Source organism: Rhizorhapis suberifaciens, assembly GCF_014200045.1.
Lineage (GTDB): Bacteria > Pseudomonadota > Alphaproteobacteria > Sphingomonadales > Sphingomonadaceae > Rhizorhapis > Rhizorhapis suberifaciens.
The window spans coordinates 359,909-385,983 of record NZ_JACHOV010000001.1 but is presented as its reverse complement, the minus strand read 5'-3'; the positions used below and the strand labels follow the sequence as shown (position 1 = coordinate 385,983).

21 protein-coding genes and 1 pseudogene are annotated in these 26,075 nt (G+C 55.1%); 8 read left to right on the top strand and 14 right to left on the bottom strand.

The annotated features are described in order from the left end of the window. The first annotated feature begins 11 nt into the window (after positions 1-11). Entirely contained in the window at positions 12-497 is a 486-nt protein-coding gene (locus tag HNQ99_RS01945) for a hypothetical protein (protein ID WP_184473935.1), read from the top strand. A gap of 58 nt (positions 498-555) precedes the next feature. After that, entirely contained in the window at positions 556-873 is a 318-nt protein-coding gene (locus HNQ99_RS01940) for a hypothetical protein (protein WP_184473934.1), read from the top strand. A 34-nt stretch (positions 874-907) separates the two neighbouring features. On the opposite strand, the gene wecC is transcribed toward HNQ99_RS01940, so the two are convergent. Beyond that, positions 908-2,203, bottom strand: a complete 1,296-nt coding sequence (wecC, locus tag HNQ99_RS01935) for a UDP-N-acetyl-D-mannosamine dehydrogenase (RefSeq protein WP_184473933.1) — start codon at positions 2,201-2,203, stop codon at positions 908-910. After that, positions 2,187-3,317, bottom strand: a complete 1,131-nt coding sequence (wecB, locus tag HNQ99_RS01930) for a non-hydrolyzing UDP-N-acetylglucosamine 2-epimerase (RefSeq protein WP_184473932.1) — start codon at positions 3,315-3,317, stop codon at positions 2,187-2,189. The genes wecC and wecB overlap by 17 nt, the downstream gene beginning before the upstream one ends. A gap of 97 nt (positions 3,318-3,414) precedes the next feature. Here wecB and HNQ99_RS01925 point away from each other — a divergent pair, with 97 nt between their 5' ends. Then, a complete protein-coding gene (locus HNQ99_RS01925; RefSeq protein ID WP_184473931.1) occupies positions 3,415-4,485 on the top strand; it encodes a mannose-1-phosphate guanylyltransferase/mannose-6-phosphate isomerase in 1,071 nt (356 codons plus the stop codon). Between the two features lie 2 nt (positions 4,486-4,487). Here HNQ99_RS01925 and rfbA read toward each other — a convergent pair whose 3' ends face one another. From rfbA to rfbC, 4 genes are read right to left on the bottom strand one after another with little or no spacing between them, the layout of a single operon-like run. Continuing rightward, entirely contained in the window at positions 4,488-5,351 is an 864-nt protein-coding gene (rfbA, locus tag HNQ99_RS01920; protein WP_184473930.1) for a glucose-1-phosphate thymidylyltransferase RfbA, read from the bottom strand. Between the two features lie 15 nt (positions 5,352-5,366). Beyond that, complete coding sequence (gene rfbD / locus HNQ99_RS01915) at positions 5,367-6,254, bottom strand: dTDP-4-dehydrorhamnose reductase (protein WP_184473929.1); 888 nt, start codon at positions 6,252-6,254, stop codon at positions 5,367-5,369. Beyond that, entirely contained in the window at positions 6,251-7,315 is a 1,065-nt protein-coding gene (rfbB, locus tag HNQ99_RS01910) for a dTDP-glucose 4,6-dehydratase (RefSeq protein WP_184473928.1), read from the bottom strand. The genes rfbD and rfbB overlap by 4 nt, the downstream gene beginning before the upstream one ends. Positions 7,316-7,318: 3 nt before the next feature. Beyond that, complete coding sequence (rfbC, locus tag HNQ99_RS01905) at positions 7,319-7,885, bottom strand: dTDP-4-dehydrorhamnose 3,5-epimerase (RefSeq protein WP_407692292.1); 567 nt, start codon at positions 7,883-7,885, stop codon at positions 7,319-7,321. A gap of 230 nt (positions 7,886-8,115) precedes the next feature. On the opposite strand from rfbC, the gene HNQ99_RS01900 reads away from it, so the two are divergent. The 3 genes from HNQ99_RS01900 to HNQ99_RS01890 all read left to right on the top strand — a co-directional run bounded on the left by HNQ99_RS01900 (position 8,116) and on the right by HNQ99_RS01890 (position 12,798). Then, complete coding sequence (locus HNQ99_RS01900; protein WP_184473926.1) at positions 8,116-9,756, top strand: methyl-accepting chemotaxis protein; 1,641 nt, start codon at positions 8,116-8,118, stop codon at positions 9,754-9,756. 509 nt (positions 9,757-10,265) lie between these two features. Next, positions 10,266-11,294, top strand: coding sequence for a phytanoyl-CoA dioxygenase family protein (locus tag HNQ99_RS01895; RefSeq protein ID WP_184473925.1), 1,029 nt, complete (start codon positions 10,266-10,268; stop codon positions 11,292-11,294). 178 nt (positions 11,295-11,472) lie between these two features. After that, the gene (locus HNQ99_RS01890; protein ID WP_184473924.1) at positions 11,473-12,798 is read left to right on the top strand and encodes a capsular biosynthesis protein; all 1,326 of its coding nucleotides are present in this window, start codon (positions 11,473-11,475) and stop codon (positions 12,796-12,798) included. A gap of 54 nt (positions 12,799-12,852) precedes the next feature. Here the strand turns inward: HNQ99_RS01890 and HNQ99_RS01885 are convergent, their stop codons facing one another. After that, the gene (locus HNQ99_RS01885) at positions 12,853-14,628 is read right to left on the bottom strand and encodes a putative sugar O-methyltransferase (protein WP_184473923.1); all 1,776 of its coding nucleotides are present in this window, start codon (positions 14,626-14,628) and stop codon (positions 12,853-12,855) included. Between the two features lie 165 nt (positions 14,629-14,793). Between HNQ99_RS01885 and tnpB the strand changes: the two genes are divergently transcribed. Together tnpB and tnpC are read left to right on the top strand one after the other, a co-directional pair. After that, positions 14,794-14,955, top strand: coding sequence for an IS66 family insertion sequence element accessory protein TnpB (gene tnpB / locus HNQ99_RS16925; protein WP_407692291.1), 162 nt, complete (start codon positions 14,794-14,796; stop codon positions 14,953-14,955). A gap of 60 nt (positions 14,956-15,015) precedes the next feature. Continuing rightward, positions 15,016-16,379 (top strand): annotated as a pseudogene (gene tnpC / locus HNQ99_RS16485) (IS66 family transposase). 464 nt (positions 16,380-16,843) lie between these two features. On the opposite strand, the gene pseB reads toward tnpC, so the two are convergent. From pseB to pseC, 7 genes are read right to left on the bottom strand one after another with little or no spacing between them, the layout of a single operon-like run. Next, positions 16,844-17,839 (bottom strand): UDP-N-acetylglucosamine 4,6-dehydratase (inverting), encoded by a 996-nt coding sequence (pseB, locus tag HNQ99_RS01870; RefSeq protein WP_184473921.1) that lies wholly within the window; start codon positions 17,837-17,839, stop codon positions 16,844-16,846. Positions 17,840-17,871: 32 nt separating this feature from the next. Beyond that, positions 17,872-20,805 carry a capsular polysaccharide export protein, LipB/KpsS family gene (locus HNQ99_RS01865; protein ID WP_184473920.1) on the bottom strand — a complete coding sequence of 978 codons (2,934 nt, stop codon included), beginning with the start codon at positions 20,803-20,805 and terminating at the stop codon, positions 17,872-17,874. Then, positions 20,805-21,461 (bottom strand): capsular polysaccharide export protein, LipB/KpsS family, encoded by a 657-nt coding sequence (locus tag HNQ99_RS01860; RefSeq protein ID WP_184473919.1) that lies wholly within the window; start codon positions 21,459-21,461, stop codon positions 20,805-20,807. The genes HNQ99_RS01865 and HNQ99_RS01860 overlap by 1 nt, the downstream gene beginning before the upstream one ends. A 44-nt stretch (positions 21,462-21,505) precedes the next feature. Continuing rightward, positions 21,506-22,558: a pseudaminic acid synthase gene (pseI, locus tag HNQ99_RS01855; protein ID WP_184473918.1), complete on the bottom strand. Its 1,053-nt coding sequence runs from the start codon at positions 22,556-22,558 to the stop codon at positions 21,506-21,508. Next, the gene (gene pseG / locus HNQ99_RS01850; RefSeq protein WP_184473917.1) at positions 22,555-24,198 is read right to left on the bottom strand and encodes a UDP-2,4-diacetamido-2,4,6-trideoxy-beta-L-altropyranose hydrolase; all 1,644 of its coding nucleotides are present in this window, start codon (positions 24,196-24,198) and stop codon (positions 22,555-22,557) included. Before pseG ends, pseI begins: the two co-directional genes overlap by 4 nt. Then, the gene (gene pseF / locus HNQ99_RS01845; RefSeq protein WP_184473916.1) at positions 24,191-24,913 is read right to left on the bottom strand and encodes a pseudaminic acid cytidylyltransferase; all 723 of its coding nucleotides are present in this window, start codon (positions 24,911-24,913) and stop codon (positions 24,191-24,193) included. Before pseF ends, pseG begins: the two co-directional genes overlap by 8 nt. Beyond that, positions 24,910-26,073, bottom strand: coding sequence for a UDP-4-amino-4,6-dideoxy-N-acetyl-beta-L-altrosamine transaminase (gene pseC / locus HNQ99_RS01840; protein WP_246414331.1), 1,164 nt, complete (start codon positions 26,071-26,073; stop codon positions 24,910-24,912). The genes pseF and pseC overlap by 4 nt, the downstream gene beginning before the upstream one ends. Between the last annotated feature and the right edge of the window lie 2 nt (positions 26,074-26,075).

The window sequence follows — 26,075 nt, the reverse complement described above, 5'->3', positions numbered from 1 at the left end:
GAGGCTGCATGATGTCCGGCATATTCCTGGTGATGGCGCTTCTGGTTAATGAGAGCCCTTCGGCTCCCATCATGGACGGTCCTGCCGTGCAGGTTGAACAGGTGCAGGCGAGTCACGATGGCGCCGCCGACGTCTCGGTACCCAATATTGGTTCTGCGACCGATAACCCCACCTCGGTCCCGCAACTCCCAAACACGCTGGACGCGCCCCGCGAAGCCCCCAAGGGCGAGGCGGTGCTCGCTACTGGTGGCGAGAAAAAGGACCTGGCCGCCGAGGTCGCGCGCGCGTTGGAGTTCATCCGGCAACGCGGGCAGCAGCCGACGCCGGAGATACTGGCGCGGGAGATTGGTCCCGATGCTTTGGCAGCCTATCTCAATCAGGATCCTGCCCATATCGACATTTTCAGTACGACCAACGACACTCACCCGCTGCCGGCTGGCGATCCCGCGGTTCCGGACGGGGTTCAGCTTGTCCGGCCGGCAAGTCCAGAGGGTTGACGCAATGCATCCCGCTCGCTCCCTATCTTCTGCCGCTTTACTATGCCTGGGGGCAAATATGACCTTCACATCTGCTCATGCTGGGGCTGCGAAAGAAGAGCCGGTTCAACTACAAGTGGAACGGTCAGACGGACAGGTCCTGCTTCTTGTCACAGGTAAAGCGCAGGAGCCGACAAAGCTGCGTTTCGAACTGACGGTGGAGGGCGACTCAACGGTTCGCAATGCCAGCAGCGCCACCTTAGCAGCGAATGCGGCGCCCGTAATCTTGAGCAAGGTCGTCATTGGTGACAACCGCCCCTGGTCAGCGCGACTCTCGGTCACGATGGCCGATGGCCTAAGCTATGCGGTAACAGCGGACAATTCTTCCGCCAAATAAAGTGGTATTGGGGTGAGGGCGTCAGTGCGCCGCCTCATCCAGCCAGGCTGAGCCTGGCCTCCTTGGCTGGTTCGGGCTGATCCCGCCAAATGCCCCTTGTGTCATAGACATGCTTGCCCAGGCGCTCATCGAGCGGCACTGATTTGAAGACATCATGATCGACCAGCACAATGAAGACAGGGCAGCGCTCTATGGCCGCATCAATGTCGATCAACTCCGCCCCCGTTCCTGCAAACTCCATCGGCAAGGCTTCGGCATAGGGTTCGACCAGCTTCACCCTTTGTCCATAGCGGCGAGCCAGACGGTGCGCGATCTTTAGCGCCGGACTCTCGCGAAAGTCATCGATATTAGCCTTGAAAGCCAAACCCAGGCAGGCAATCTCAGCCCCTGGCAAGTCATCCATCATATGTGATGCGCGCTCAAAAACGTGATCGACCTTGGCATCGTTCACTTCGCGAGCGGTTCGGATGAGGCGCGCATTTTCCGGATCGCCGTGGACGATGAACCAGGGATCGACGGCGATGCAATGACCCCCGACGCCCGGGCCCGGCTGCAGAATGTTGACGCGTGGATGGCGATTGGCGAGCCGGATCACTTCCCACACGTCCAGATCCAGGCCGTCGGCAATAACCGACAGTTCATTGGCGAAAGCGATATTGACGTCGCGATAGCTGTTTTCGACCAGCTTGGTCATCTCCGCCGCTCGGGCGTTGGTGGTGATGCACTCCCCACGCACGAACTGGCGATAGAAGGTCAACGCCTTTCGGGCGCAGCGCGGCGTGATCCCGCCTATGCAGCGATCATTGTTGATGAGTTCGACCAATATGCGCCCCGGAAGGACTCGCTCAGGACAATAGGCAATCGCCACATCGGCTGCGCTTCCACCCTTGTTCGGCATTTTGAGATCGGGCCGCAATTGTGCCAGCACATCTCTCATCTTTTCCGTCGTACCGACCGGGGAGGTCGACTCCAATATGATCGTATCGCCCGCTTTCAGCACCGGAGCCAACATGCGCGCGGCGTCAAGCACATAGCTGATATCCGGCGCGCGGTCCTCGGCGACCGGGGTCGGCACCGCGATCAGGAACAGGTCGCTTTCCTCGATCTCGGTGGAGGCTCGCAACGTCCCGCGCGCAACCACGCCCTGCACCAAACCATCAAGGTCGACTTCTTCGATATGCACGCGGCCGCTGTTGACGGTGTCCACCACATGCTGACTGACATCCACGCCCAATACCTTAAACCCTGATCGGGCGATCAGGGCCGCCGTCGGCAGGCCGATATAGCCCAAACCAATAACAGAAACCCTTTTTTCAACCTCGATGGGCATCAGCGATGATCCTGGCTATGCGTTCCCCGCTCTTGCCGTCGCCAAAGGGATTATGGGCGCGCGACATGGCGGCATAGGCCTCGCTATCATCCAAAAGGTTGAAGATTTCGGAAACGATCCGGTCTTTGTCAGTGCCGACGAGCTTCGCGGTCCCGGCCGCAATCCCCTCGGGCCGCTCGGTCGTTTCGCGCATAACGAGCACGGGCTTGCCCAGAGAGGGCGCTTCCTCCTGCACCCCCCCACTATCGGTGAGAACGATCTCGCACATATCGAGCAGCCGCACGAAATGCGGGTAATCCAGAGGATCGATCAACACCACATTGTCGCGGCCCGCAAGCATGTCGCTCATGATCATCCGCACATTGGGATTAGGGTGGACGGGAAAAATCACGGCCACGTCGGGGCGCGCGGCAACCTCATTGATGGCTGAGGCGATGCTCTCCATGCCGCCACCGAAATTCTCGCGCCTGTGGCTGGTGACCGCGATGATGCGCTTGCCCTTGAAGCGCGCGGCCAATGGACTGAGACCTGCCGCAAGCGACGGCGTCTCCCGAATCCGCTCCCGCGTCGCCAGCAAAGCGTCGATCACGCTGTTGCCAGTGATATGAATAGTGACGGGATCGCGATTCTCCCTGATCAGCGCGTCCGCCGCCGCCTGCGTCGGTGCGAAATTCAGGTCAGCAATACAGGAGACGACCATGCGGTTCACCTCCTCCGGCCAAGGATGATGAATATCTCCACTCCGCAGCCCGGCCTCGACATGGCCCACCGGTATCTTTCGATAATAGGCCGCCAATGTCGCCACCATCGTCGTCAGCGTGTCGCCATGAACCAGCACTCGGTCCGGCCACTCGCGGTCATATACCTCGCCCAAGGCGACGATCAGCCGGGCGGTCAGGCTGTCCAGCGATTGATTGTCCTGCATGATGTCGAGGTCGATGTCGGGAACGATTTGCGCTATATCCAGCACTTGATCGAGGAGGGCGCGATGCTGCGCGGTGACGCAAATGCGGGTGTCGATGTCGGCATGGACTCGCAGCGCCTGTATAACGGGAAAGAGCTTGATGGCTTCGGGACGCGTTCCGAAGACAATAATGACTTTCTGCTTGCTCAAACCCGCCCCCCGGCCCAAATCAATAATGCTGATGATCCCTTATCTCGATATGGTTTAATTAGGGTGAAGAGACGCAAAGCAGGAGAAAATCGCGCTGATGACGCCAGCTGAGTCCCATTACCCACCGATCGTTCCGGTGATCCTGTGCGGTGGATCAGGAACCCGCCTTTGGCCGCTGTCTCGGCCCGAAAGGCCCAAGCAGCTTCTATCGCTTATCGATACGGACAGCATGATACAGTTGACCGTAAAGCGGACGTCTGGCCGCCCCGGCTTTGCGCCGCCGATCATCGTGGCGAATGCTCGCCATGCTGACCTGATCGAAGCACAGGTTCGGGAGTCAGAAGAAAGTGACGCTCGTTTTATCTTAGAGCCAGAAGGCCGTAATACTGCACCCGCTATTGCCTTGGCGGCCCTTGCCGTGGACAATCCGGCAGCCCCGATCCTCGTCATGCCGAGCGATCATGTCATTTCCGATCTCGAAGCGTTTCACGATGCCATCAAGCAGGCGCTGCCCCTGGCACGAGAGAAATGGCTCATAACTTTCGGGATAACGCCAACCGCGCCAGAAACTGGCTATGGTTATATCAAAATGGGCGATCCTTTGGCTCCCGGCGTACAGGAGGTCGAACGCTTTGTTGAAAAGCCCCACGCGGACAAAGCGCGCGCCATGATCGCCCAAGGCGAACATGTATGGAATGCAGGGATTTTTATGTTCCGGGCCGATGCGTATCTCGCGGCCCTCGAACAATACCAGCCTGAAATATTCAGGGTGGTTACGCAATCGGTAGAATGCGGCATCAAACATGGGAACCGGATCGTTCCCAATAAGGACAAATTTGCAAATTGCCCTTCTAATTCCATCGACTATGCCGTCATGGAAAAAGCCGGACGCGTGGCAGTGGTGCCTGTTAGCATGGGATGGTCCGATATTGGCAGTTGGGACGCGCTGCATGCCATTAACGCGTGCGACTCAAACGGGAACGCTTGCCGGGGGGAGGTGCTGGCAATCGAGACCAGCAATTGCCTTATCCACAGTGAAGGACCACGCGTGTCTCTGGTCGGCGTTGAGGATCTGATCGTTGTTGCAACCGGCAAGGACATATTGATCTTGCCTCGTGGCCGCTCACAAGAGGTAAGAAAGATCACCGAAGCGCTTGAAGAGGACTGAATTTACCCGCGCAGACCTTTCAAATACTCCCCATAACGGCTCTTGCCCAACCGGTCGATCGCCCGATCTAGACCATCATCGCCTATGAAACCCTGGCGCCAGGCGATCTCTTCGGGACATGCGATCTTCATCCCCTGTCGACGCTCCAACGTTCCCACGAACTCTGCGGCCTCAAGCAGGCTGTCCGGCGTCCCCGTATCGAGCCAGGCGTAACCCCGACCCATAAGTTCAACATTAAGCGTGCCGCGTTCCAGATAGGCGCTGTTGACGTCGGTGATCTCCAACTCGCCTCGCGCTGAGGGCGTCAGATTAGCTGCGATGTCCACGACATCGGCATCATAGAAATAAAGTCCGGTAACAGCCCAGTTGGATTTCGGCCGAACGGGCTTCTCCTCTATGCTGATCGCGCGCATGCTATGGTCGAATTCCACGACGCCATAACGTTCCGGATCGGCGACATGATAGGCAAAGACGGTAGCGCCGCTCTCCCGCTCCCGTGCCGACTGAAGAATTTGCGGAAAGCCGTGGCCGAAAAAGATATTGTCGCCGAGCACAAGGCAAGACGGGCAACCCGCCACAAAATCGGCGCCGATCGTATAAGCCTGTGCCAGTCCCCTAGGCTCGGGCTGGACCGCGTAGCTGAGTTGCATCCCCCATTGCGAGCCATCCCCAAGAAGATTGCGAAAGTTTGAGGCATCATGCGGCGTGGTGATTATCAGTACATCCCGGATTCCCGCCAGCATAAGCGTAGTCAGCGGGTAATAAATCATCGGCTTGTCATAGACCGGCATCAGCTGTTTGGAGACGGCCATTGTGATTGGATAAAGCCGCGTGCCGCTACCGCCCGCCAATATGATGCCCCGCATAGCCCCTCCCCTTAATCAAGCCTGCACAAGAAGCAGGCGCTCAACGACCGTTTCCATGGAATGCCGCCAATCTGGCAAGCGAACGCCGTGAATGTCCTCGAGCTTCCTGCAATCAAGACGAGAATTGATGGGGCGCGGCGCAGGAGTTGGATATTCGGCGGTGGTAATCGGCCGCACCCTTGCGCAGGGCCCTCCTCTTTTTTCCGAAGCTTCAAAGATGGCGACTGCAAAGTCCGCCCAGCTTGCCTCGCCGCTCCCGGTCATATGAAAGATGCCTCTGAGCTCAGGTCGGGAGTCGGAAACAAGCCTCTCAGCTAAAGCAAAAATTCCATCGGCAATATCGAGCGCGCTGGTCGGGTTCCCCCGCTGGTCGGCGACCACCCCTATTTCCTCGCGCTCTCCTGCTAGGCGCAGCATGGTTTTCAGAAAATTATTGCCAAATGGGCTGTAAACCCATGCGGTTCGTAAAATGATGCTGTTGGCGCACGCTGCTTGGACGGCATGCTCCCCGGCGAGCTTCGAAGCACCATAGACGCCGAGCGGATCGGGGCTGTCCTCTTCGGAAAAGGGCTCGACCTTCCGCCCATTGAATACATAGTCCGTCGAAAGGTGAATGAGGGGAACCTCCAGGGCGCCGGCCGCCTGAGCGACCGCTCCTGCCCCCATTGCGTTCACGGCATAGGCTGCCTCCACGTCCGCTTCTGCGCGATCGACCGCCGTATAGGCTGCGGCCGAGACAATGATGTCTGGCTGGCTCCTTTCAAGCGCGGGAAGTATTGGAGCGGGATCAGTCAAATCCAGGAGCGGCCTGCCCAAAGAGATGATTTGGTCGCCAGCCACTCGGGCACGTTCCATCAACGACTGAACCACCTGCCCGCGCGATCCTGTAACGGCGATCCTCATTCCGCCGCCTTCATTTCCGGCAAGACGCCAAGCCGCTCTCCGTCATAGCGTTCACGCAGTGGGCGCCACCACCATTCATTGTCCAGATACCATCTTACAGTCTTCTCGATCCCGGTCTCGAAATTCTCCAGGGCCTGCCAGCCCAGTTCGCTTTCCAGCTTCGTTGCATCGATTGCATAGCGTGCATCATGTCCGGGTCGGTCGGTAACAAATTCTATCAGTTCTTCGCGAGGGCACTCGCCAGGGACAAGCCGGTCCAGCACCTCGCAAATGCACCGGACGACTTCAATATTGCGCCGTTCATTGCGGCCTCCGACATTATAGGTTTCCCCTGGCCGGCCTCGTTCTGCGATCAGGTCCAGAGCACGGGCGTGATCCTCGACATATAGCCAGTCGCGAACATTCTCGCCCTTTCCGTACACGGGCAGCCGCTTGCTGGAGAGCGCGTTCAGTATAGTGAGCGGGATCAGCTTTTCAGGAAAATGATAAGGCCCATAATTGTTCGAACAGTTCGACACCACTACTGGCAACCTGTAGGTGCGCTGCCATGCCTTGGCCAGATGATCCGACGATGCCTTCGACGCCGAATAGGGCGAGCTTGGATCATAGGGTGTCGTTTCTTGAAACAGTCCATCGGCGCCCAACGAACCATAAACCTCGTCCGTCGAGACATGCAGGAACCGAAAGCCGTCCTTGGCTGCAGCGGGCAATGCATTCCAATAGCCGCGCGCCGCCTCCAGCAGGGTGAAGGTCCCTATGACGTTTGTCTGTACGAAATCAGCAGCGCCAGTAATCGACCGATCGACATGGCTCTCGGCCGCCAGATGCATGATGCGGTCAGGCGTGAAGCTTGCGATCGCGGTCTCCACTGCTTGCCGGTCGCAAATGTCAGCCTGAAGGAACTGGTAGTTATTCCGCCCCTCGACCAGCCGCAGCGACGCCAAATTGCCAGCATAGGTGAGCTTGTCGATATTAAGGACATTATAGCCTTTTTCCAGCACCATGTGCCGGACAAGAGCCGATCCAATAAAGCCGGCGCCTCCCGTAACGATCACACGCATCGATCATCCCCCATGGGAGAAGTAGAATGGGAGGTCGGCAAGACGCGGCTGCACCCGATCTTTTGCCGACAGAGTTTCAGTATCTGCCATTTCGGGCCAGGCGACGCCAATATCCTCATCATTCCAAGCAACGCCTTTGTCATGCTCGCCGTTATAATAATCCGTGACCTTATAGCAGACGACGCTGTCCGGCAGCAGCGTGCAAAAACCGTGGGCAAAGCCCGGAGGCACCCAGAGCTGATTGCCTTTGTCCGCGGAAAGCTCAATCGCTATCCATTCCCCAAAACCGGGCGATCCTTCTCGCAGATCCACGACAACGTCGAACAACGCTCCGGCCAGGCAACGCACCAGCTTCCCCTGCGCAAAGGGCGGGGTTTGGAAGTGCAGACCCCGAATGGTCCCTGCCTTCACGCTGTGCGATTGGTTCTCCTGAACAAATCTTACGTCGTCAACGGATGAACAGAATTGGTCGAGGCGAAAGATTTCAGAAAAATATCCTCTTTCATCGACGTGGCGGGCCGGAATGATCTCCACCACACCGGTAAGGTCTAGCGGACGAAACTGCATCATTGCCCCTGTCATATGAAAATCAACAGCTTCGGCTCTGCCGTAAAACATGCAGACTGTCTATCCAGACATATTCGGATCATATCTTTCCCCCTCCAAAATGGTCAGAAATAGCGCGAGAAAATATAGCAGACGCACGGCGTTGTTGCGGCGCAGTAAGCATTTTTAAACCATATCCACTGTACCAAATCGCACGGAAAGGCGCCCCTGTGGGTGGGGGAGAAGTCGCAGATATGAAAAAAGACCAGGACCAGGTCCAATCCATAGCCAAGTACCGCCGTCTTTGGGACGACCTGTTTGCCAATCATGTCGATGACGATCCGCTTTCGGCGGAGATTGGCGCGCAACAAATCAAGGAAGTGGCCAAGGGCATCATGCGTACCCGGCCCGCGGTGATGATCCTGTCCATCTGCATTGCCATGGTCCATCGTGCTGGGCCTGCTGCGGAGTTCGTGTTTTTCTTTGCGGCATGGCAAATCATTACCGCTGTGGCCATTCAGTTTGTGGCGCCCGCCACCAGCATGTGCCGGGTGAAATATAAAAACGTCAGATCTCAGTTCCGGGCGATCATTGGCTATACCGCGATAATTTCCGTGGGTTGGAGCGGCTTGCTCATCTCTTCGGGCTATGGCGCCGACATGGCTACCCAGTCGATGATGCTCTGTATACACATCGGCATCATCTCCGTTGGCGGTTTGACCTTCTCGATGATTCCAATGGCGGCGTTCATCTATATCCTGGTGATGGGCATCTCGATCCAGTTCCATATCGCGCTGCAGAAGCATGAGATATCCATCCTGCTCAATATCGCGACCGGCCTTTTCGTTCTCCTGCTTTGCCGCGCCTTCTTTCATACAGCGGGCCAGTTCGTGGGCCGAATACGCAGCGACGCGGAGCTCCGTTCGTTGGAGCGCAAACGGGCGTTGGAGGAAAAGCGGGAGCTGGAACGCCAGGCAGAAGCCGAACGGGGTCAATTGCAATTACGGGAAGAAGACCGCAGGCGGGCCGCCCACCTGCAGGAACAAGCAATGCTGGCCCTGGCGGCGCGATATGAAGATTCCGTCGCCCACCTGGCCGAACAGCTCGACGAAGCAATGAATGTTCTTTCGACCGCAACGGACGATATTGGAGACATCAATATCAGGGCCCTGTCCAAGGCCCAACGTGTACTCAATCTCGCCAGCACCACTACGCGATCGGCTCAAGCAGTGGCAGAATCAACCAAAGCTCTCACTGGCTCGGCCAGCCATATTTCATCCCAAGTGGAGGAGCAGGCGCGCATGGGCGATGCAGCCATGAACGCCGGCGATTCTGGCCAGCAGAGCCTCATGGCACTCACGGAAGAAGCCGATAGCGTCAGCGAGATCGTCAACCTCATCCAACAGCTTGCCGGACAGACCAATTTGTTGGCTCTCAACGCCGCTATTGAAGCAGCCCGAGCGGGCGACGCGGGGCGTGGTTTCGCGGTGGTTGCTAATGAGGTTAAGCAGTTGGCGTCCCAGACCCAAGGCGCCGTCGGAAAAATTGGGGAGATCCTCGATGGTATCCGAAACCGAATGGCGCAGGCGGACGTATCCATGGAGCTCATCACGGAAAATATCCGCCAAATGTCCTCCCGCGCTTCCGCTATTGCCGAATCAGCGGGCAATCAGACAAGCGCCACCAATGTCATTAAAGACGCCGCCGCCCGCGCCGCGGCAGGATCTGAGCAAGTGAGCCAGACAGCCGAGCAGGTGGCCGATGATGCCCGGAAAGCCAATGCCCTGGCCGAAGACATCCGCGCCGCGGTGGACGGCCTGCGTTCACGTTCGGAAGCGCTGCGTTCAACCAGCAATGACTTTCTCGCCTCCTTGCGGCGTGGTGCCGCAAACTAAGGCGGTGTCTTCACCCCGTGCTAGGCTCGCTTGCTGTCAAAATCGGATGCACAATCTTGATCGACCGCCATTTATAAATACTGACCACGCGGCCGCCCTTTCCCGATGCCTGCAGCCCGTGGGCAAGCGCAACCGTCCCTGCTCCCAGAGCAGTCCCTACCTCAACAATGAGGCCGCCGCTTTTGGCAGTTTCCTAGATATGCTCATAGACGGCCGGCGACAGCATGCCGTCGCAACGATGAACAATCTCCTCGAAAACGGACAACATAGCCCAGAACCCTTGATTTTAGGGAGGATTGTAGACCTATAATCAAAAGGAGGTAGTAATCCATCTTATATTGCCCGTTATAATGAGCAGTATAATGATGAGCCCCTTGCAGGATCCAATACCGCACATTTCTATCGCTCTGAATTTACGGCCTTCTACTGTTTGCATGACAAATCGCTTTACTTGACCTGGAGGCTCGCCCAATAGCGTCGTTCGCCCGCAAAGCCTTTACAAAGCCGCCATGTCGCTCAAGCCTCTTCGAACTGCTCTCACATTACCTTTCTGGGCGCTCCAACTGGCTAGCGGCGCGAAGTCGTTTCGCGACAATCCGTTGATCGGGTCGCCCAGATTGAACCGAATGGGCCTCCATGTCGCGCGGGTGAGACTTGCGCATAGCCTTGCATGGAGACGGCGAGCGAAACTGGCCCGGAACGTCAACGCAGAACATCGCGCGGCCTTTGACGAACAGGGATTTGTGGCAATCGAAAATTTCCTGCCAGAGCCGCAGTTTGCGGCTCTGCGCGAAAAGATCCTGCGCCAGGAAGCGCCCGCGCGCGAGATGCTTCAGGGCGATACGATCACGCGGCGGATCGCCATTGATCCGTTCTTCCTGAAAGCCGTACCAGAGCTGCGGAGCCTGCTTGCCTCTTCGACATGGAAAGGGCTTCTGCGCTATGTCAGCAGCTTCGACGTCGAGCCGCTTTATTATATCCAGACCATTTTACCCCACCGCGCCAACGCTCCTCCCGATCCCCAGACGGCTTTTCACGCCGACACCTTTCATCCCACGATGAAGGCCTGGTATTTCCTCCATGATGTGGCCGACGATGAAGGCCCCCTGACCTATGTGCCCGGCTCTCATAAAATGACACCGGAGCGCCTCGCCTGGGAAAGGGAGATGAGCCTGCGTGGACCATCGGCCATGGATCGCCTGTCCGCCCGCGGCTCGTTCCGGATCGATGAGGCCGGACTGGTGAGACTGGGCCTAGGCCCCGCCCGCCGCTTTGCCGTCCCCGCCAACACGCTGGTCGTGGTGGACACCAACGGCTTCCACGCACGCGCCCAAAGCCTGCTCCCCAGCAAGCGAATCGAAATCTGGGCCTATAGCCGCCGCAATCCTTTCTTGCCCTGGACGAGCCTAGATCCGCTCAGCCTTCCCGGCATCGCCGAGCGGCGAGTCTCGTGGTTGTGGGCAGTGCGCGATCGCTACAAAAAACAGTTGAAACAACCTTGGCGAGACGTCGGCTTCAGGAAGGTCGATGAGGGTTGATGGTCCGCTGCCAATGTGGGGCCTGTGGGAAATTTAGTGCAGCACCAAATATGCCCTTCGTTCGAATAAAAGTATGTGCGCAGATTTTTGTTTCAAACCCGATCCCGGGGGGGTAGTGATATTTTAAGCTGCGCAATAACCACAAAAAATCCTTGCGTTAAACGGTGTAGAGTTTGAGATGAATTACGGTGCCGAAAAGTTCGTTCGCCTCGAACAAGGCTGGCCTTTTCGTGGCCTGAGCAGGAAATTTCATTTCTCACCTTCCGCCTTTCCGTTACGGACTCGTATTATCTTGCTGCAAGGGCCGGTTGGCCCCTTCTTCCGTCATTTGCAGGAGCATCTGGAGGAGAGCGGGTTTGATGCGTGGCGAATCAGTTTCAACGCTGGCGACCGTTTCTTCGCCCCCCGCCGCAAGCGCATCGATTTCGCCGGGAGCCTGGATGAGTGGGAAAGCTGGTTCACCGCACTGCTGACCGAGGGCGGCTTTACGCGTGTTATCCTGTTCGGATCGAGCCGCCCGGTTCACCGCGTCGCGCGGCGCGTGGCAAAGGCGGTGGGCGTTGAGGTTCTTTCGCTGGAAGAAGGTTACATCCGCCCCGGCTATGTGACGGTTGAACGGGATGGCAATAATGCCGATTCCCCCATCGCTGGCAAGCTGCCGCCAAAGGATTTCGTGGCGCCGCCAGAAGCGCGCGAAGAAGTGACCGACTATAATAGCTTTCGTGCCATGGCTTGGCATGCAGCTGTTTATTATCTGGTCCGGGAGTTGTTCAGCACACGCAAGCAGAAGCGGCTGTCCCACCGCCGCGTGTCGATCCTGGCCGAGATCGCATATTGGATCCGCAATGGATGGCGCCGCGTCACGGGACAAGGGCGCAACTTCGCCGCGATCCAGCGCCTTTTGGAACATTATCATCACCGCTATTTCCTCGTCCCCCTGCAAGTCGCGGCGGACAGCCAGATGGGAGAGGCCGCGCGCGGATGGAACACGCCGCGCCTGATTGCCGAAACGCTAAGCTCCTTTGCCAGAACCGCCCCCGCCGGCTACCGGCTCGTGTACAAAATCCATCCCATGGAGCGCGGCCGCAGCAACGACCGCGCATTCATCATGCAAACCGCCGAGGCGCTGGGCGTAGCCGACCGCGTCGATGTCATCGACACCGGTTCCATAGGCCTCCTCACCCGGCACAGCGCCGGCATGATCACCATCAACAGCACATCGGGCCTGTCGGCGATCTATCACGGCGCGCCCTTGATGGTGCTGGGCGATGCGATTTATGCCCATGATGCATTGGTGGTCTGTGCCGAAAGCCACCCCCAATTTGATGCATTCTGGACCTGCAATACGGTTGCGGATGCGGCCGTTCGCCGTCGATATCTTGGATGGATAAGGGCGAAATGCTTGGTTAGCGGTGATTTTTATGAATTAAGCGGAATTAAAATTGCCCTGAACTTTTTATCTCACTTCCGCGCTGTGGAAAATGGCAGGTTTAGGCTTCGTTAATCCGCCCGCCGACACGCAGCAGTTGGGCGTCCAGACAGGAAGACTTTAAACACGCTATTTACCTCGCCAATATGTTTCAGTGTAAGGCCAAGGCTTCGGCAGCTTGGGCATGGCCAGGTGGGCTGTGGACTCGTCAATCATTTCATAGCGCGACAGGGCAGATTGGTAGGTTTCTAAAGTAGTGGCCTCGATAACGCCATTTTGGCCCGGCGCGGCGGCGACACTTTGCCCCCCCATAGCCTGCATCAGATACACGTCTTTTGCCCCGGCGGCTGCGTCGATATAATGCCCGACGACATCAGGCTCCATTTCCTGAAAGGATGCGGCATTCCAAAGAAGATCAAAGGTGGCACCGCGTAAAATATCGATATGCCAATTGCCAAAGATATGTATCTTCCCGCGCTGGATCTGATCGAAGCTGGTCAGTATCCGGCTCTCTTCGAAGGGCACGACCTCTCCAGGAAGGACGGACTTGAGATACTGATTGGCGACATAAATCTGCGGTGGAATATCGAAGATTAAAATTGTCGCGTCAGGGTGCGCCATTTTCAACAAGTGGGCCTGCTTGGCTGATCCGGACCCAATCTCAACGACGATCTTGCCCGACAGATCCAGAAACCGGCTCACATAAACGTAACGAAGATAGTAGTTCAGCCATGATAGCGTGAAGAATACGCCTTGGTGCTCAAAGCCTTCGGGATTGCCTACTCGCGAGGCAGGCAATTCATAGACATTCCGGGCGTGGCTTTGAACAGCGCGGTTTTGCACAACAGACATTATAGCCTCAGAGGCAAGGGGAGGCATCAGGTCCACTGCTCCGAATGCAGCGAATGTGGCAGCGGGCGTCTTCCTTGGCGCGCGAATGCGGCGAAAATCCTTTAATCCTGCCTCGCGCAGATAGGCCACTGCCATATTGCACTTCTTCGCCCAATAGTTCGTCCATTGGTAGATAGATGGCGCGGCTTTTTGCTCCGACAGCATCATATCCAGGAGGGCTATATCATCTTGAACCTGCATTGCTTCCCCTTTTCCGGTGTGCTTCCTAACAGCAGGCATAAGTAGCCGCCAAGGGGTTAGAATGGCCTTGCCGCTCAAACGTTCTACCACGCGGCTAAGATGTTGCACCCCGAAATATTGAATCCGTTTGCGTAGCGTCGGCCGGTCCTTCCGGCTGACTCCTAATTTTGACCGAACGATGCGAGCCAACTCCTCACCAATGAGCCTGTGACCGTGACTTGAAAAATGGTGCGCGTCTGGATGAAGGAATGTTTCTGTAGATGTCACCTGTAGCGCCTGTACATCAAGAAATTCTGAGCCGGATGCATCAGCGTGAGATCGGATAATGCTGTCATAGTGACTTATCGCAGCCTTGAGACCAGGGGTTTTTTCATGCGTGCGCTCATCAGCAAGGGCAAGCCCCATCAGGATGATCAACCTATCTGGCCTGCGTTCCCGAGCGAACTGCAAGGCTTCCCCTAACAGCCTATCAAACTCAGGCGCGGGGCACTTCTGCCCCCTGTTCCGTGGCCAGCAATCGACAATGCCGTGGTTGATCACCAACACATCGTCGTCCATCCACCCCATAACTTCCAGACGGCGGCTGATCATGAAATCAATGGTGCCGCCCCTGGAACCGAAGACGGAGGTCTGAACATCGCCATAATCACTTAGCGCCCTACGGGCGATATGCGGATAGGTTTGCCAGTATCGGGTGAACATCTCCGGATACAGATGGTCTTCCTTGTGCAACCATGGCAACGGAAGAGCTTGGGAATTACTATCAACAACGATGTGGATCGCAGGCTTACTCAGGTCTGAAAAATTTGTCACCGTGTCCCTTTATCGTTCTTCAACGACTAAAGAGGTTTATAGGCTATGCTCTTCGATTGGGTCAATCTTTGGTTAGATTAATGCAATAGACAATGGCAATTTAAAGCCGATAGAACCTACTTACCGGCATGGATCAAGCTGCTGGTCTGGGACGGCACCGGCCTGGTGCTTGTGAGCAAGGTTCTGCAGACCGGAGGCTTTCATTGGCCCAGGGCGCACGATGGTGTGATGCGGCTGTCGGCCTCGCAGGCATCGGTCTTGTTCGAAGGGCTGCAATGGTCGAAAATGCACACGCCGCGCACCCAGGTTCCGGTGACGACACGATAGGTCGCACGCCTGATTCCCCTGATCGAAAGGCCATTGCGGACCGCCCGGAAACCGCCAGAAATGGGGCATGTCGCCACGGCAGCCGACCTTCCTGACGATGTCGCCACCCTCAAGGCGATGGTCCTGGCTGGCCTCGAGCGTGAAGCTCGGATGCAGCATATTATCGACCAGATCACCCGCACGACATTTGGGAAACGCTCGGAAAAGCTGATCGAAGATCAGTTGGCGCTTGCTTCGATGATCTCGATGTCGCCCGCGCTGAACTGGAGGCGCTTGGCGAGCAGGCGACGGGCCGGAAGAAGGAGCGGGCGCGAAGGGAAAGCGGGACAGCGCGGGGGTCGCTGCCGGCGCACCTGACCCGCATTGAGGAAGTGATCCTTCCAGACGAGCAGGAATGTCCCTGCTGCGGCGGCGCGCTGCACTGCATAGACAGCGACATATCGAGCCGGCTTGATGTCATCCCGGTCCGGTATCGCGTGGTCGTGACGTCCCGACCGAGAATGGCGTGCCGCGCAGGCAGCGACGGCGTGTTCCAGGCGCCTGCGCCCAGGCATATAGTGCCAAGTGGCCTGCCCACCGAGGCGCTGATCGCCGATGCCCTCGTCAGGAAATATGCCGATCACACCCCCTTCTATCGGCAAGCACAGGCGCTGCGGCGTCAGGGCATCGAGATCGACCGGGGAACCATGTGTGACTGGGCGGGCAAAGCCGCTGCCTGGCTCGGTCGCCTGACCAGCCGCATGAAAGCGGATCTGCTGACGGGCGCGAGGCTGTTCGTCGATGAGACCACCGCCAAGGTTCTGGCGCCCGGCACCGGCAAGGTGAAGACGGGATATCTCTGGACGATCGCTCGTGATGATGGCGCGCATGGCGGCACCGATCCACCGGCGGTCGTCTACACCTACATGCCCGGTCGCGGGAGAGTCTGGGCGGAGAAGCTGCTCGGAGACTTTACCGGCATCGTTCAATGCGACGGCTATGGCGCGTACAAGCACCTAGAGGCGCCGGACCGGAAGGCCGGCCCCGGGACGTTCGCCTTCTGCTGGGCACATGTCAGGCGTGGCTTCTTTGACAACGCCAAAGGTGGCAATGCCCCGGTAGCCGAGGAGGCGCTGCGGCGCAAGGCGCGCTGGGTCTGCGAGCAGGCGCATCAGCAACTCAAGGAAGAACTCGGCCTCGACCACTTTGAAGGTCGTTCATGGCAGGGGCTCCACCGACACTGCCTCATGTGCATGATCGCGCTCCCATTCCTGCAATCCAGGCGGCTCAAACAAGTCGAAGGGGAAAAAAGAATCCCCGGACCTCCGCCCCAACCAAGCCTGCCAGCAGTGCGGCGGGCAATCCTCAACGCACTCGCCCAGCCCCCGCCAACACAATGCTCTCGTTGCCGCAACATCATCCATCCTGAAAATCTGCCAAAATAGTGCTAGTCACCTGAATCCGAAGTTCGGCTCATTTCAGTTCCAGGTGACTAGGTCGAATTATTCGCGTAGCCTTTGGTATAAGGCATGGAAATTTAGCATCTTTAACCGCCATGCGGCATATTACCGAGCACGGCATTATGGACTTGTGCCGATATCGGCATAATGATCAACGGTGAGTGCAGCCAAGCTTCTATCAGAATGACCGGACTCGCCGTCATATGGCAGGTTGATCGACCACTAGTTATTCGCCAACAACAGGGCGATCACTGCACAACCAATCAGAATTATTGGCACCGAAAAGATCCCGACTTTTTGAGAAAAGCTTATAAAAAGCTCTTCTATACCACAACCGCTTCAATGATTTACCTGATGGCGCAACATAGATCCCGCCTTCTTGCGAACGGCAGAACGCGGAAGCTCCATTTCTGGACCCTCTTTTCGAATTTTGGAGATAAGACGGGCGATCAGGCCCGTTCATCCACCTTCATAATTTCATCAACACTCAGGAAGTGAGGGTTGTTGCCGGAATGATATTCAAACCCCATTTCCACTGGTTCACCCGCCTCCTCAATGGCGTTCACCATATAGTCATCGTTCCGGTGGTGAAATTGAATCGATGGGCGCAATACGAAATGATCTGAAAATTCCAGGGTGAGGTGACTGTCGTCAGCCGGGCACATAATTTCATGCAGCTTTTCCCCGGGACGAATTCCAATGAATTTCGCCTGCCGAGTGCCGCTATAAGCTTCCACCAAATCCATAATCTGGACTGAAGGAATTTTTGGCACGAAAATTTCGCCACCATACATGCGCTCAAAATTCTTCAGCACAAAGTCGACACCATCCTGAAGCGTAATCCAGAACCGGGTCATATCCTGATGTGTGACTGGTAGCGGCGTCTGGCCAGCATCAATGAGCTTTTTGAAGAACGGCACCACCGATCCGCGTGATCCAACAACATTACCGTAGCGGACAACAGAGAAGATCGGGCCATGCCCGCCTGTCACGTTATTTGCAGCCACGAACAGTTTGTCAGAGGCAAGCTTCGTGGCGCCATAAAGATTGATTGGGTTTGCCGCCTTGTCAGTGGACAGCGCAATCACTCGCGCAACATTGGCGGCAATGGCCGCTTGAATGACGTTTTGAGCGCCATCAATATTGGTCTTGATGCATTCCATGGGATTATATTCAGCCACAGGTACATGCTTGAGCGCAGCAGCATGAATAACGAAATCAATGCCTTCCATCGCCTGTCGCAGTCGCGGCTGATCACGGACGTCGCCAATGAAATAACGCATGACTGGATTGTCGTAGACCTGCGCCATTTCATATTGTTTGAGTTCATCACGGGAATAGATGACGATCCTTGACGGGTTGTAACGGGCCAATATCGTTTCGACATACTTCTTGCCAAAGGATCCAGTGCCACCCGTTATCAAAACCGACTTTCCGTTGAACATGTTATTAATTACTCCAAATTAAAGCTAGACATTCACCTTGAGGCGGCCATCCAGTGATCCGCCTCTTCATGCAAGTGTTGTACAATCCATTCGTTCATTTTCTGGACAAGGGCGACAACCAAGCTCTGCTTGTCCTGAAGGATGCGCCCTTCGACATGGGTTACAGAATTATGCCAAACATCACTCATAGTGCTTTCCAATTTACGCCAATGCAGTTCTGACGAGTTGGACATAAGCCAGGTCGGTACACCAAGAGCACCGGCTAGTTCTACCACCGTAGTTGCGGACGTTATGACCAAATCTAGGCCTGAAATGAGAGCAGCCACTGAGTCAAGATCGTTATACTGATCAATCCACTCAGGATCGAATAGTCGACCGGGAAAATGGCTGTTTACAAAATCCAGTTCCTGCCGACATTCATCATACTGGAGATTAACAAATTGGACATTTTCAATTGAAAAAAGAGGAAGAAGTTCCTGCACCGACAAGTAATGCTCGTTACGGGAAAATGTATTTAGACTACTCCTCCAGCTAATTCCAACACGCAACTTGCCTTCTGGCAAGCGACATTTATGCCCCTCCGCCAGCTGTTTATCAGCCAACAGATATGGCTGGCCCGAGAAAGCATCATATGAACTTCGGAATTCAGCCAGCGCGTCTGTAACCGCAGCTGTAGCATCAACCCCTTCAATTATATGGACCGCGCGATTATCCAAAATTCCGCGAAGAAATGGGTTTCGGGTGAGGTTGTATAGATTAGGATCAAAATAATCAGCCTTCCGCGATTTGCGCTCAACCGCCACCATTCTCGCCTCGGGAAATGATCGTTGAAACAAAGTAAGAAGCCTTGGCTCACAGCCAATAAAAAGTTCGGTCTGTTTAACCGTTCTAATTATATCCGAATAAATACTCGCAAATCTTATTTCATCACCCGGTCCATAGAGAGGCAAAAGAAATATACTAGATCCATCAAATTTTTCGATATCGTCGGAGTAGTATTTCTCAGAAAAATGCTGCCTGAAGGTTTCGACAAGTTCAATTTCACGAAATGTCGCCAAAGCCTTGCCTGGCTCCCTCATTCCGAAATAGGTCTTTCGTGTGAGCATCTCGCCGACGGGCACATGGTTCCTCTCTGCAGATGTCAATATCTGCCGGGCAAAATCATAATCTCCTCGCAAGATGCAGAGCCTGAGCATTTCCCTATAAACCAAAGGCGAGTGCACGAACGCCGGAAAAACCGATGACATGAATTGAAACGCTTTGGCGATCTTGCCACCAGCAGCCAAAGCTTGAGAGTGGACCACGAGGACCGCCGGGTCACGCGGTGATTTTTGTATCAGTATTTCGGACTTCTCAATTGCCGTGGAAAAGTCTTCTAGCGCAATCAAAGCCTGAATCGTCGAAACGCTGATCTCCCCATTCAAATACACATGTTGGGCGACCAACACTGAAAGTCGCTCAATCTCCTCAGCATTTTCTGGCTGATGTTTTGGCACTAGCAAAGCAGATGCAGCAGCGGGCCGCGCTCCCACCAGTGCCGCCTGCCAACAGGCGAAATCAACCGGACTTGCACGCGGGAATTGTTCACATACGACGGCTAATGCCCGCAACATGTTCTTTGACGACGATGCATAGAGCATGATATTTGCGAGAGCATTTAGTGAGATAAAATTGAAATTCATTGATGCAATAGCCATTAACCTAGACATAATGTCTTCAGATCTATAGCCAAGAAGGAGAAGCTGAATACAGTTTCTGTGCGCTATTACATAATTTCTATTTGAAAAATTTGCCTGCATTACTTCGTAGAGAATGGCCTTTTGATCGTCATTTAGATCAGCAGGTTCTATATTGAGTATATCATTATCAGAATTTTGTCCGCTAATTATTTCCCATCTTTTCTGCGTCCCTTCCCTTACTAGAGACAATCCCACTCGTCGCAGGAACTCAGTTGCATCGCCAAATTCCGGATATTGACGAAGGTGATTGGCCATTACCTGCTTCGCAGCAAGACTTCCATCTATTAACAATAGACTATTTAGCAATTTAAAATATTGATCAGCATCCATGAATGCGCTTGCTTGAACGATAAGTTTATACTTAACTGGATTGTTGCTAATCCATCCATACATAAGAGCTATAATAATCTCTTGAAGAAACGGATCTCTGGATGAGATCATAATATCTTTGGCAGGAAAACGGGGCGCACAATCTTCTTCAGCTGTATTTCTAGCTTCAGGATCATCTACATTATGCAGCAAAATTGCAGGCCAGTGTCTACTTCCAGCAAGCTGCTGCCTGACCCGCCCCTCTTGCTGCGCCGTTTTGCGACATTCGGACAGGGTAAGCAAAATCTGATCGCCGCGAATCTTCAACGCAGTCGATTCCAGTGCATCAGCAATGTTGGGCAGATTTACCATATATTTCGGATACAGCAGATACACCGCTGCAAAAATTTCGGTTGGCGTCAGCGTACGGCCCTTCGGCTGCGCTGCTCTATCATCTGTGGCCCCCCACCCGGCATAGAATGGCGTTCCGAGGGTGGTGACCTTCACTCCACGGATCAAAGCCTCGAGACCCGAGAGCGAGGAGAGGGTGTAAACCTGATCAGTCGTATTAAGCAGTTCTACCAATGATCCTTCGGGGGACACGATGGTGGCGATGTTTTCCACCAGTTTTCTTTGAAATTTGGTCCGTTGGTAGCCGCGATAAACTTCCGGATGGGGACGGTACAAGATTTCGGCGTCCGGATTTTCCAGCTTCGCCAGCCGGACAATATCCACCATTCGCCATTTTCCGGGATTACCCATGCGGACGGCGGCGTCATTATCAACCTGCCCGATTACCAGGACTCTGCGCCGCGTCTTGATGCGATATTGGGCGGCAGAGTCTGTGATATCCGGAAGATTATATTTCAGCAGACCGTGCTCAACCACCAGACGGCGCGCACGCTCTGCATCTTCCATCAGTTTGGATCGGCTGCGAAATCGTGACGAGCCAGAATGTCGGCAAGGTCATTCGGCTCCAAATTATTATAATATAGCCCTTGGGTATCGAACACGAGCGAATAGGGCGTCGCATGGTTGGCACCCAGATCGGCCGAGCGGAGGAAACCATCCTCCACACGGATGAGAGGAATGTTCCATCGCCGGGCGAACCGCGCAATCCACGGCCGATCTGTATAACCCCAGACATAGATGCGACTGAGGTTCGGCACCAACTGGCGCACGGCGCGGTGGGCGCGGGCTCCCATGAATTTCCGGGGCGCGAAGGCAATCCGGACATCGGGGCAATAATCCGCAATGAACCCATATTTCCAGGCATTCATGCCAAATGCCAGGGCGATCGGCGCATCAGGCCGGTAGCGCCAGTTGCGTCCCACCAAATGAAAATGCTCCAGCCCCTCCGGCACATTTTGAAGTGTCGGGGCATAATGGACTTCATAAGGGTATTTTTCGCCGACCGGACGCTTGCGGTCGAAGAAATCCAATGTATCCGCACGCAATTTACCGAGCGCCTGCGCCGGTGCTGACGCCCGCGTCAAGCGAAACCACAGGCTCTGGGTAGCAACGCTCCCTTCGGTTCCAAACCGCTTCAGCTTCTTCGGCAGATGAATCTTCATGGGAGCCCCAATGCCCTTGTAAAATCGAAAAGAAAAGTCATTGCCTATAAATCATTTTCCGTCAGCCGCTCGGCAAATGCGATGGACCGCTTTGCGGACTTGCCAAGCAGCTGGTCCCAATAACGCGGAGCAAGACTAAGCCCCGGACGGCAGATCTTCAGGTTCTCCATCGTGAACATCTCGCCTGCGGCGATATCTCTGGTGGGATAAATTGATTGCCTGAACTGCCGCGACTTCGCTTCATTCTCCGTGCCGGAATAACTGATGCTGCCGCTGGCGTGCCAAGCTCTAGCGGTTTCTTCCTTCAACAGCTTCATTTCCCATGGCTCCAGAGAGAAAGCGGAATCCACTCCGCCGTCATTCCGATCAAGCGTGAAATGCTTTTCTATGACCGTCGCCCCATGCGCAACTGCGGCAACAGCTACGCCAATACCAAGCGTGTGATCGGACAATCCTACCTGCACACCGAAGCGCTCCTGCATATCGGCTATGGTTCGAAGATTGGCGTCGGCCGCATTAGCTGGATACTGGCTGGTGCATTTCAGTATGACAATATGCCCCCCACCGGCTTCCCGTGCGGTGGAAATAGCCTCGCTGATATCCTCAAGGCTGGCCATGCCCGTGGACATGATGATCGGCTTGCCTGTCTTGGCGACTTTTCGAATAAGAGGCAGATGCGTCAACTCAAAGGACGCAATCTTGAACATTGGCACGCCAAGGTCGTCGAGGAAATCTACAGCGCTCTCATCAAATGGCGTGGAAAAGGATAGCACTCCTAGGTCTTTGGCCGCCTGGAAAAGATCAGCATGCCACTCCCATGGTGTATAGGCTTCTTTGTAAAGGTCATGGAGTTGACGGCCGTTCCAAAGACTTTTCTCGTCGCGAATGACAAAATCATTCCGCATAGAATTCAGCGTCATCGTATCTGCCGTGTAGGTTTGAAACTTCAGGCAATCCACCCCGCACCGTGCTGCTGCACGGACGATCTCCAGCGCGCGCTCTTTTGAGCCATTATGATTTCCGGACATTTCAGCAATGATGAATGGCTCATGCTCAGGGCCGATCCATTTGCCCCCCATTATGAATGAAGATGTCATCTTGCGTCCTTATTCCTTGATTCCCGTAGTCCATACCAGGCATAGAATTCAGCGTGATAAGGTTCAAAATTGGCTTTTTTAAAAAGCGCATGAGATGCGGCATTTCCGGGAAGGACATGCGCAACAATGATCTCGTCCGAATGAAGAGTTTGCAGCTCCTGAAGTGCTTGTCGCGCCACACCGCAACCGTAAAATTCAGGTGCCGTCAGAATGGACACCTCGCGAATCTGCCTCCCATCTGCGTTGGGAGGCACGGGGGCATCCGTCCGATCCAGGCGCACCATTCCGCAAGGAATCTGACCGACGGAGGGAATGTAAAAGCTGCTGCTCTTGTTGGCCAGCTTTCCCCGTATCCATGTTTCATGTTCGTTCCAGGAGGGAGCGGCTGGATTGACTGCATAGCGACGAGTATCCGGGTAGCACTGCCAATCAAAGATTATTGGCGCGTCATCCCAAATCGCGGGTCGCAAATGAATTGCGTGTCGCTTAACAATAGCTGACAGCATTGCCCTGATAACGCGCTGCGAGCCGAGGCCATCTGTGACCCTCCGCGCAGCTTCGCTTATCGTTCTTCGCCTGTCCAAATCCTTAAGCAGCAACAGGGTGCTATCACTCAACTGTGTCCGAACATGTGCGTCCCAGGGACTCCGACCTCTGCTAAGATCACCTCCGTCCACGACAGCGCCCTCTGATAAAAGCTCAGCCGCAACGACCCTCTGATTTTCGGCCAAAACGACATTGACAGTGGGAAGGCCCAAGCAACACCGCTCCCAGCTCGACGTACCTGCCGCTCCAATGCAAAGGTCCATACGACCAAGAAGTTCGGCGACATCCCTAACACTGCGGTGAACGACAACCCGATCGGTCAAATTTTTCACTCGACCATCAAGTTTGTCGTTGTTCGGATAGGCTGGACCTATGAGTGCGTGTATTTGAAAATCATATTCTTTCAGGAGGGGGCCTAGGGCGTCCAGCACAAGGCCTGTTGCATCATGGGGGTCCGCACCTCCCATCGACACTAATAGGTTCTGGACGGGACTCCCCGTGCCGAACGCCTGGTCCCTACAGTCCAGCACTGTTGAGCGCATTCTCGCGAAATCGGGCCTCAATAAAGCGAAATCGGAGCCAACCATAATATGACATTCGGCGGGAACTAGGCTCTCATACGCTGCGGGTTGCTTACCAAAGGTCGTATCGAGCAGAAATTCACAATGGTGCCGTCGATTGAGATCATCAATGGCCAAAATTGGCGCTTTTGGGTGGGCGTCCACCATGACCTCCCAAATATAATCGAGCCCGTAATGATCCACCACAATGGCAACAGGCAGAGGCTCATTGGACCTCCTCAAGACCGAAAGTACAGTTTCCGCATCATATTCTTGTGTAGTCCCCAGCCATTCTCCATAACGTTGCTGGGGAGACGCTGGCGGGCCATCTGTCGGCAGCCGAATCAGCTGGTGGCCAGCTCCTTCAATCCATTCTGCAAGGCCATTCTCGATATTACGGCACAAGAACAGGCTTTTAACACCCCGCCTGAGCAATGCATCAGCAAGAGTGAGGCAGCGCATAACGTGGCCTGTCCCGATTTGCACGGAACCATCTACCCGAAAAACCACCCTGCCCTGATTTACGTCAGTCATGGAAACCGCCTCTTTCGCCGCCTCCCCTTTCGCCTTGAGCCAAGGCGAAGAGTCGTTCTGCGAAATTCCAATCTTCAATGGTGTCAATGTCCTGGACTCGCGCCCGGTCCAAGAGATAAATTGCTGATTGGGGGCCAAAGATTGGAATGCGCGCCCGTACGGCATCTGGTCTTAGCCAGTAAAATTGGCCGGCATCATGATAAGCGGGCTCAAGATCCTGGGACCGAGTCACAAGATGGTTAGGCTGGAACATTGCTACGCGCCCATCTACGATCCGCAGAGCCCGCTGGATGGGGTAAGCATATTCAGTAGCTGTGAACACGCACGATGCGCCGCTTTCCTTCAAACGGCGATAGGCACCGGAGAGGTCTTCCGCCCTTACGAATGGCGCTGTTGCATAAAGGCAGCATATGGCGGCGAGAGGTTCATTAATTTCTCTGTCCGCCCATTCCAGCGTGTCGGCGATAACGTCCATGATCGTGGCGTGATCGTCGGAAAGATGCGCAGCCCGCACGAATGGCACCTCTACGCCGGCATTTTGCGCCACCTCGGCAATTTCAGCGTCATCGGTCGATACGATCACCCGGTCGATTTTATCGCAAGACAAAGCGGCTTCAATGGATCGTTCGATAATCGGCTTGCCAAAAAAAGGCTTCACATTCTTTCGCGGAATCCGTTTCGATCCTCCACGAGCCGGAATCAGGCAGAGCTTCACCGTAAAGCCTGCTCGATGACGTTCATAACACGATCCTGCTGCAACTCGGTCATGTCATGGTAAAGCGGGATCGATATGGAGCGGGAATAATATCTCTCTGCTTCCGGGCAGTAACCTGGATCGAAACCCATCTGGCGATAAAAGGGCTGCAAATATATTGGTATATAGTGAAGGTTTACGCCAATTCTCTTCTGGCGGAGCTCGTCAAACACCTCGCGATGAGTATGCCTGATCTGATCCAGCCGTAATTGAATGACATAAAGATGGAAGCCCGAATATGCGTCCGCGTGCCGGAACGGTAGGTCCAGCGGGAGAGAGCGTAGGCCATCGTCATAGCGGCTGGCCAGCACATGCCGGCGTGCAACGAAAGATTCAAGGCGCGTCATCTGAGACTTCCCAAGTGCGGCCTGCAACTCGGTCATTCGATAATTCATGCCAAGGTCTATTTGCTGATAATACCATGGACCATGAGATGGCTCGGTCATCTTGCGCTCATCTCGTGTAATTCCGTGGGATCGCAGCAATCTCATTCTCTCAGCAAGTTGCTCATTCTGCGTAGTGGCGCAGCCTCCCTCCCCCGTGGTGACAATCTTGACCGGGTGGAAAGAAAACACCGTGATATCGGAATAATCGCATGCTCCTATAGGACGCCCCTGATATTGCCCGCCAATTGCGTGGCTGGCATCTTCTATTATTTTGAATCCATAGCGTTTCGCCAGCGCGCCGATCTCGTCCATACGGCATGGCTGGCCGCAAAGGTGAACCGGTATCACAACTTTTGGAAGACGTCCCGCCGCCTCAGCTTGCTCTAGCTTTCTTACCAGCGCCTGTGGACACATGTTGAATGTCGCCGGATCGATATCGACGAAATCTACCCGCGCGCCGCAATAAAGAGCGCAATTGGCGGAGGCTACAAACGAGTTGGGCGACGTCCATACCCAATCCCCCGCGCCCACCTCGAGCGCCAGACAAGCAATGTGCAGGGCTGATGTCGCTGAGTTTACGGCGACGCAATGAGCAGCATCTGCCACATCACCAACCGCTTCCTCAAAGCGCTCTACCGCAGGACCTTGGGTCAGGAAATCTGAACGGAGGACGTCAACAACAGCCTTTATATCGTTTTCATCGATTGATTGACGGCCGTACGGTACGTAATCCAATG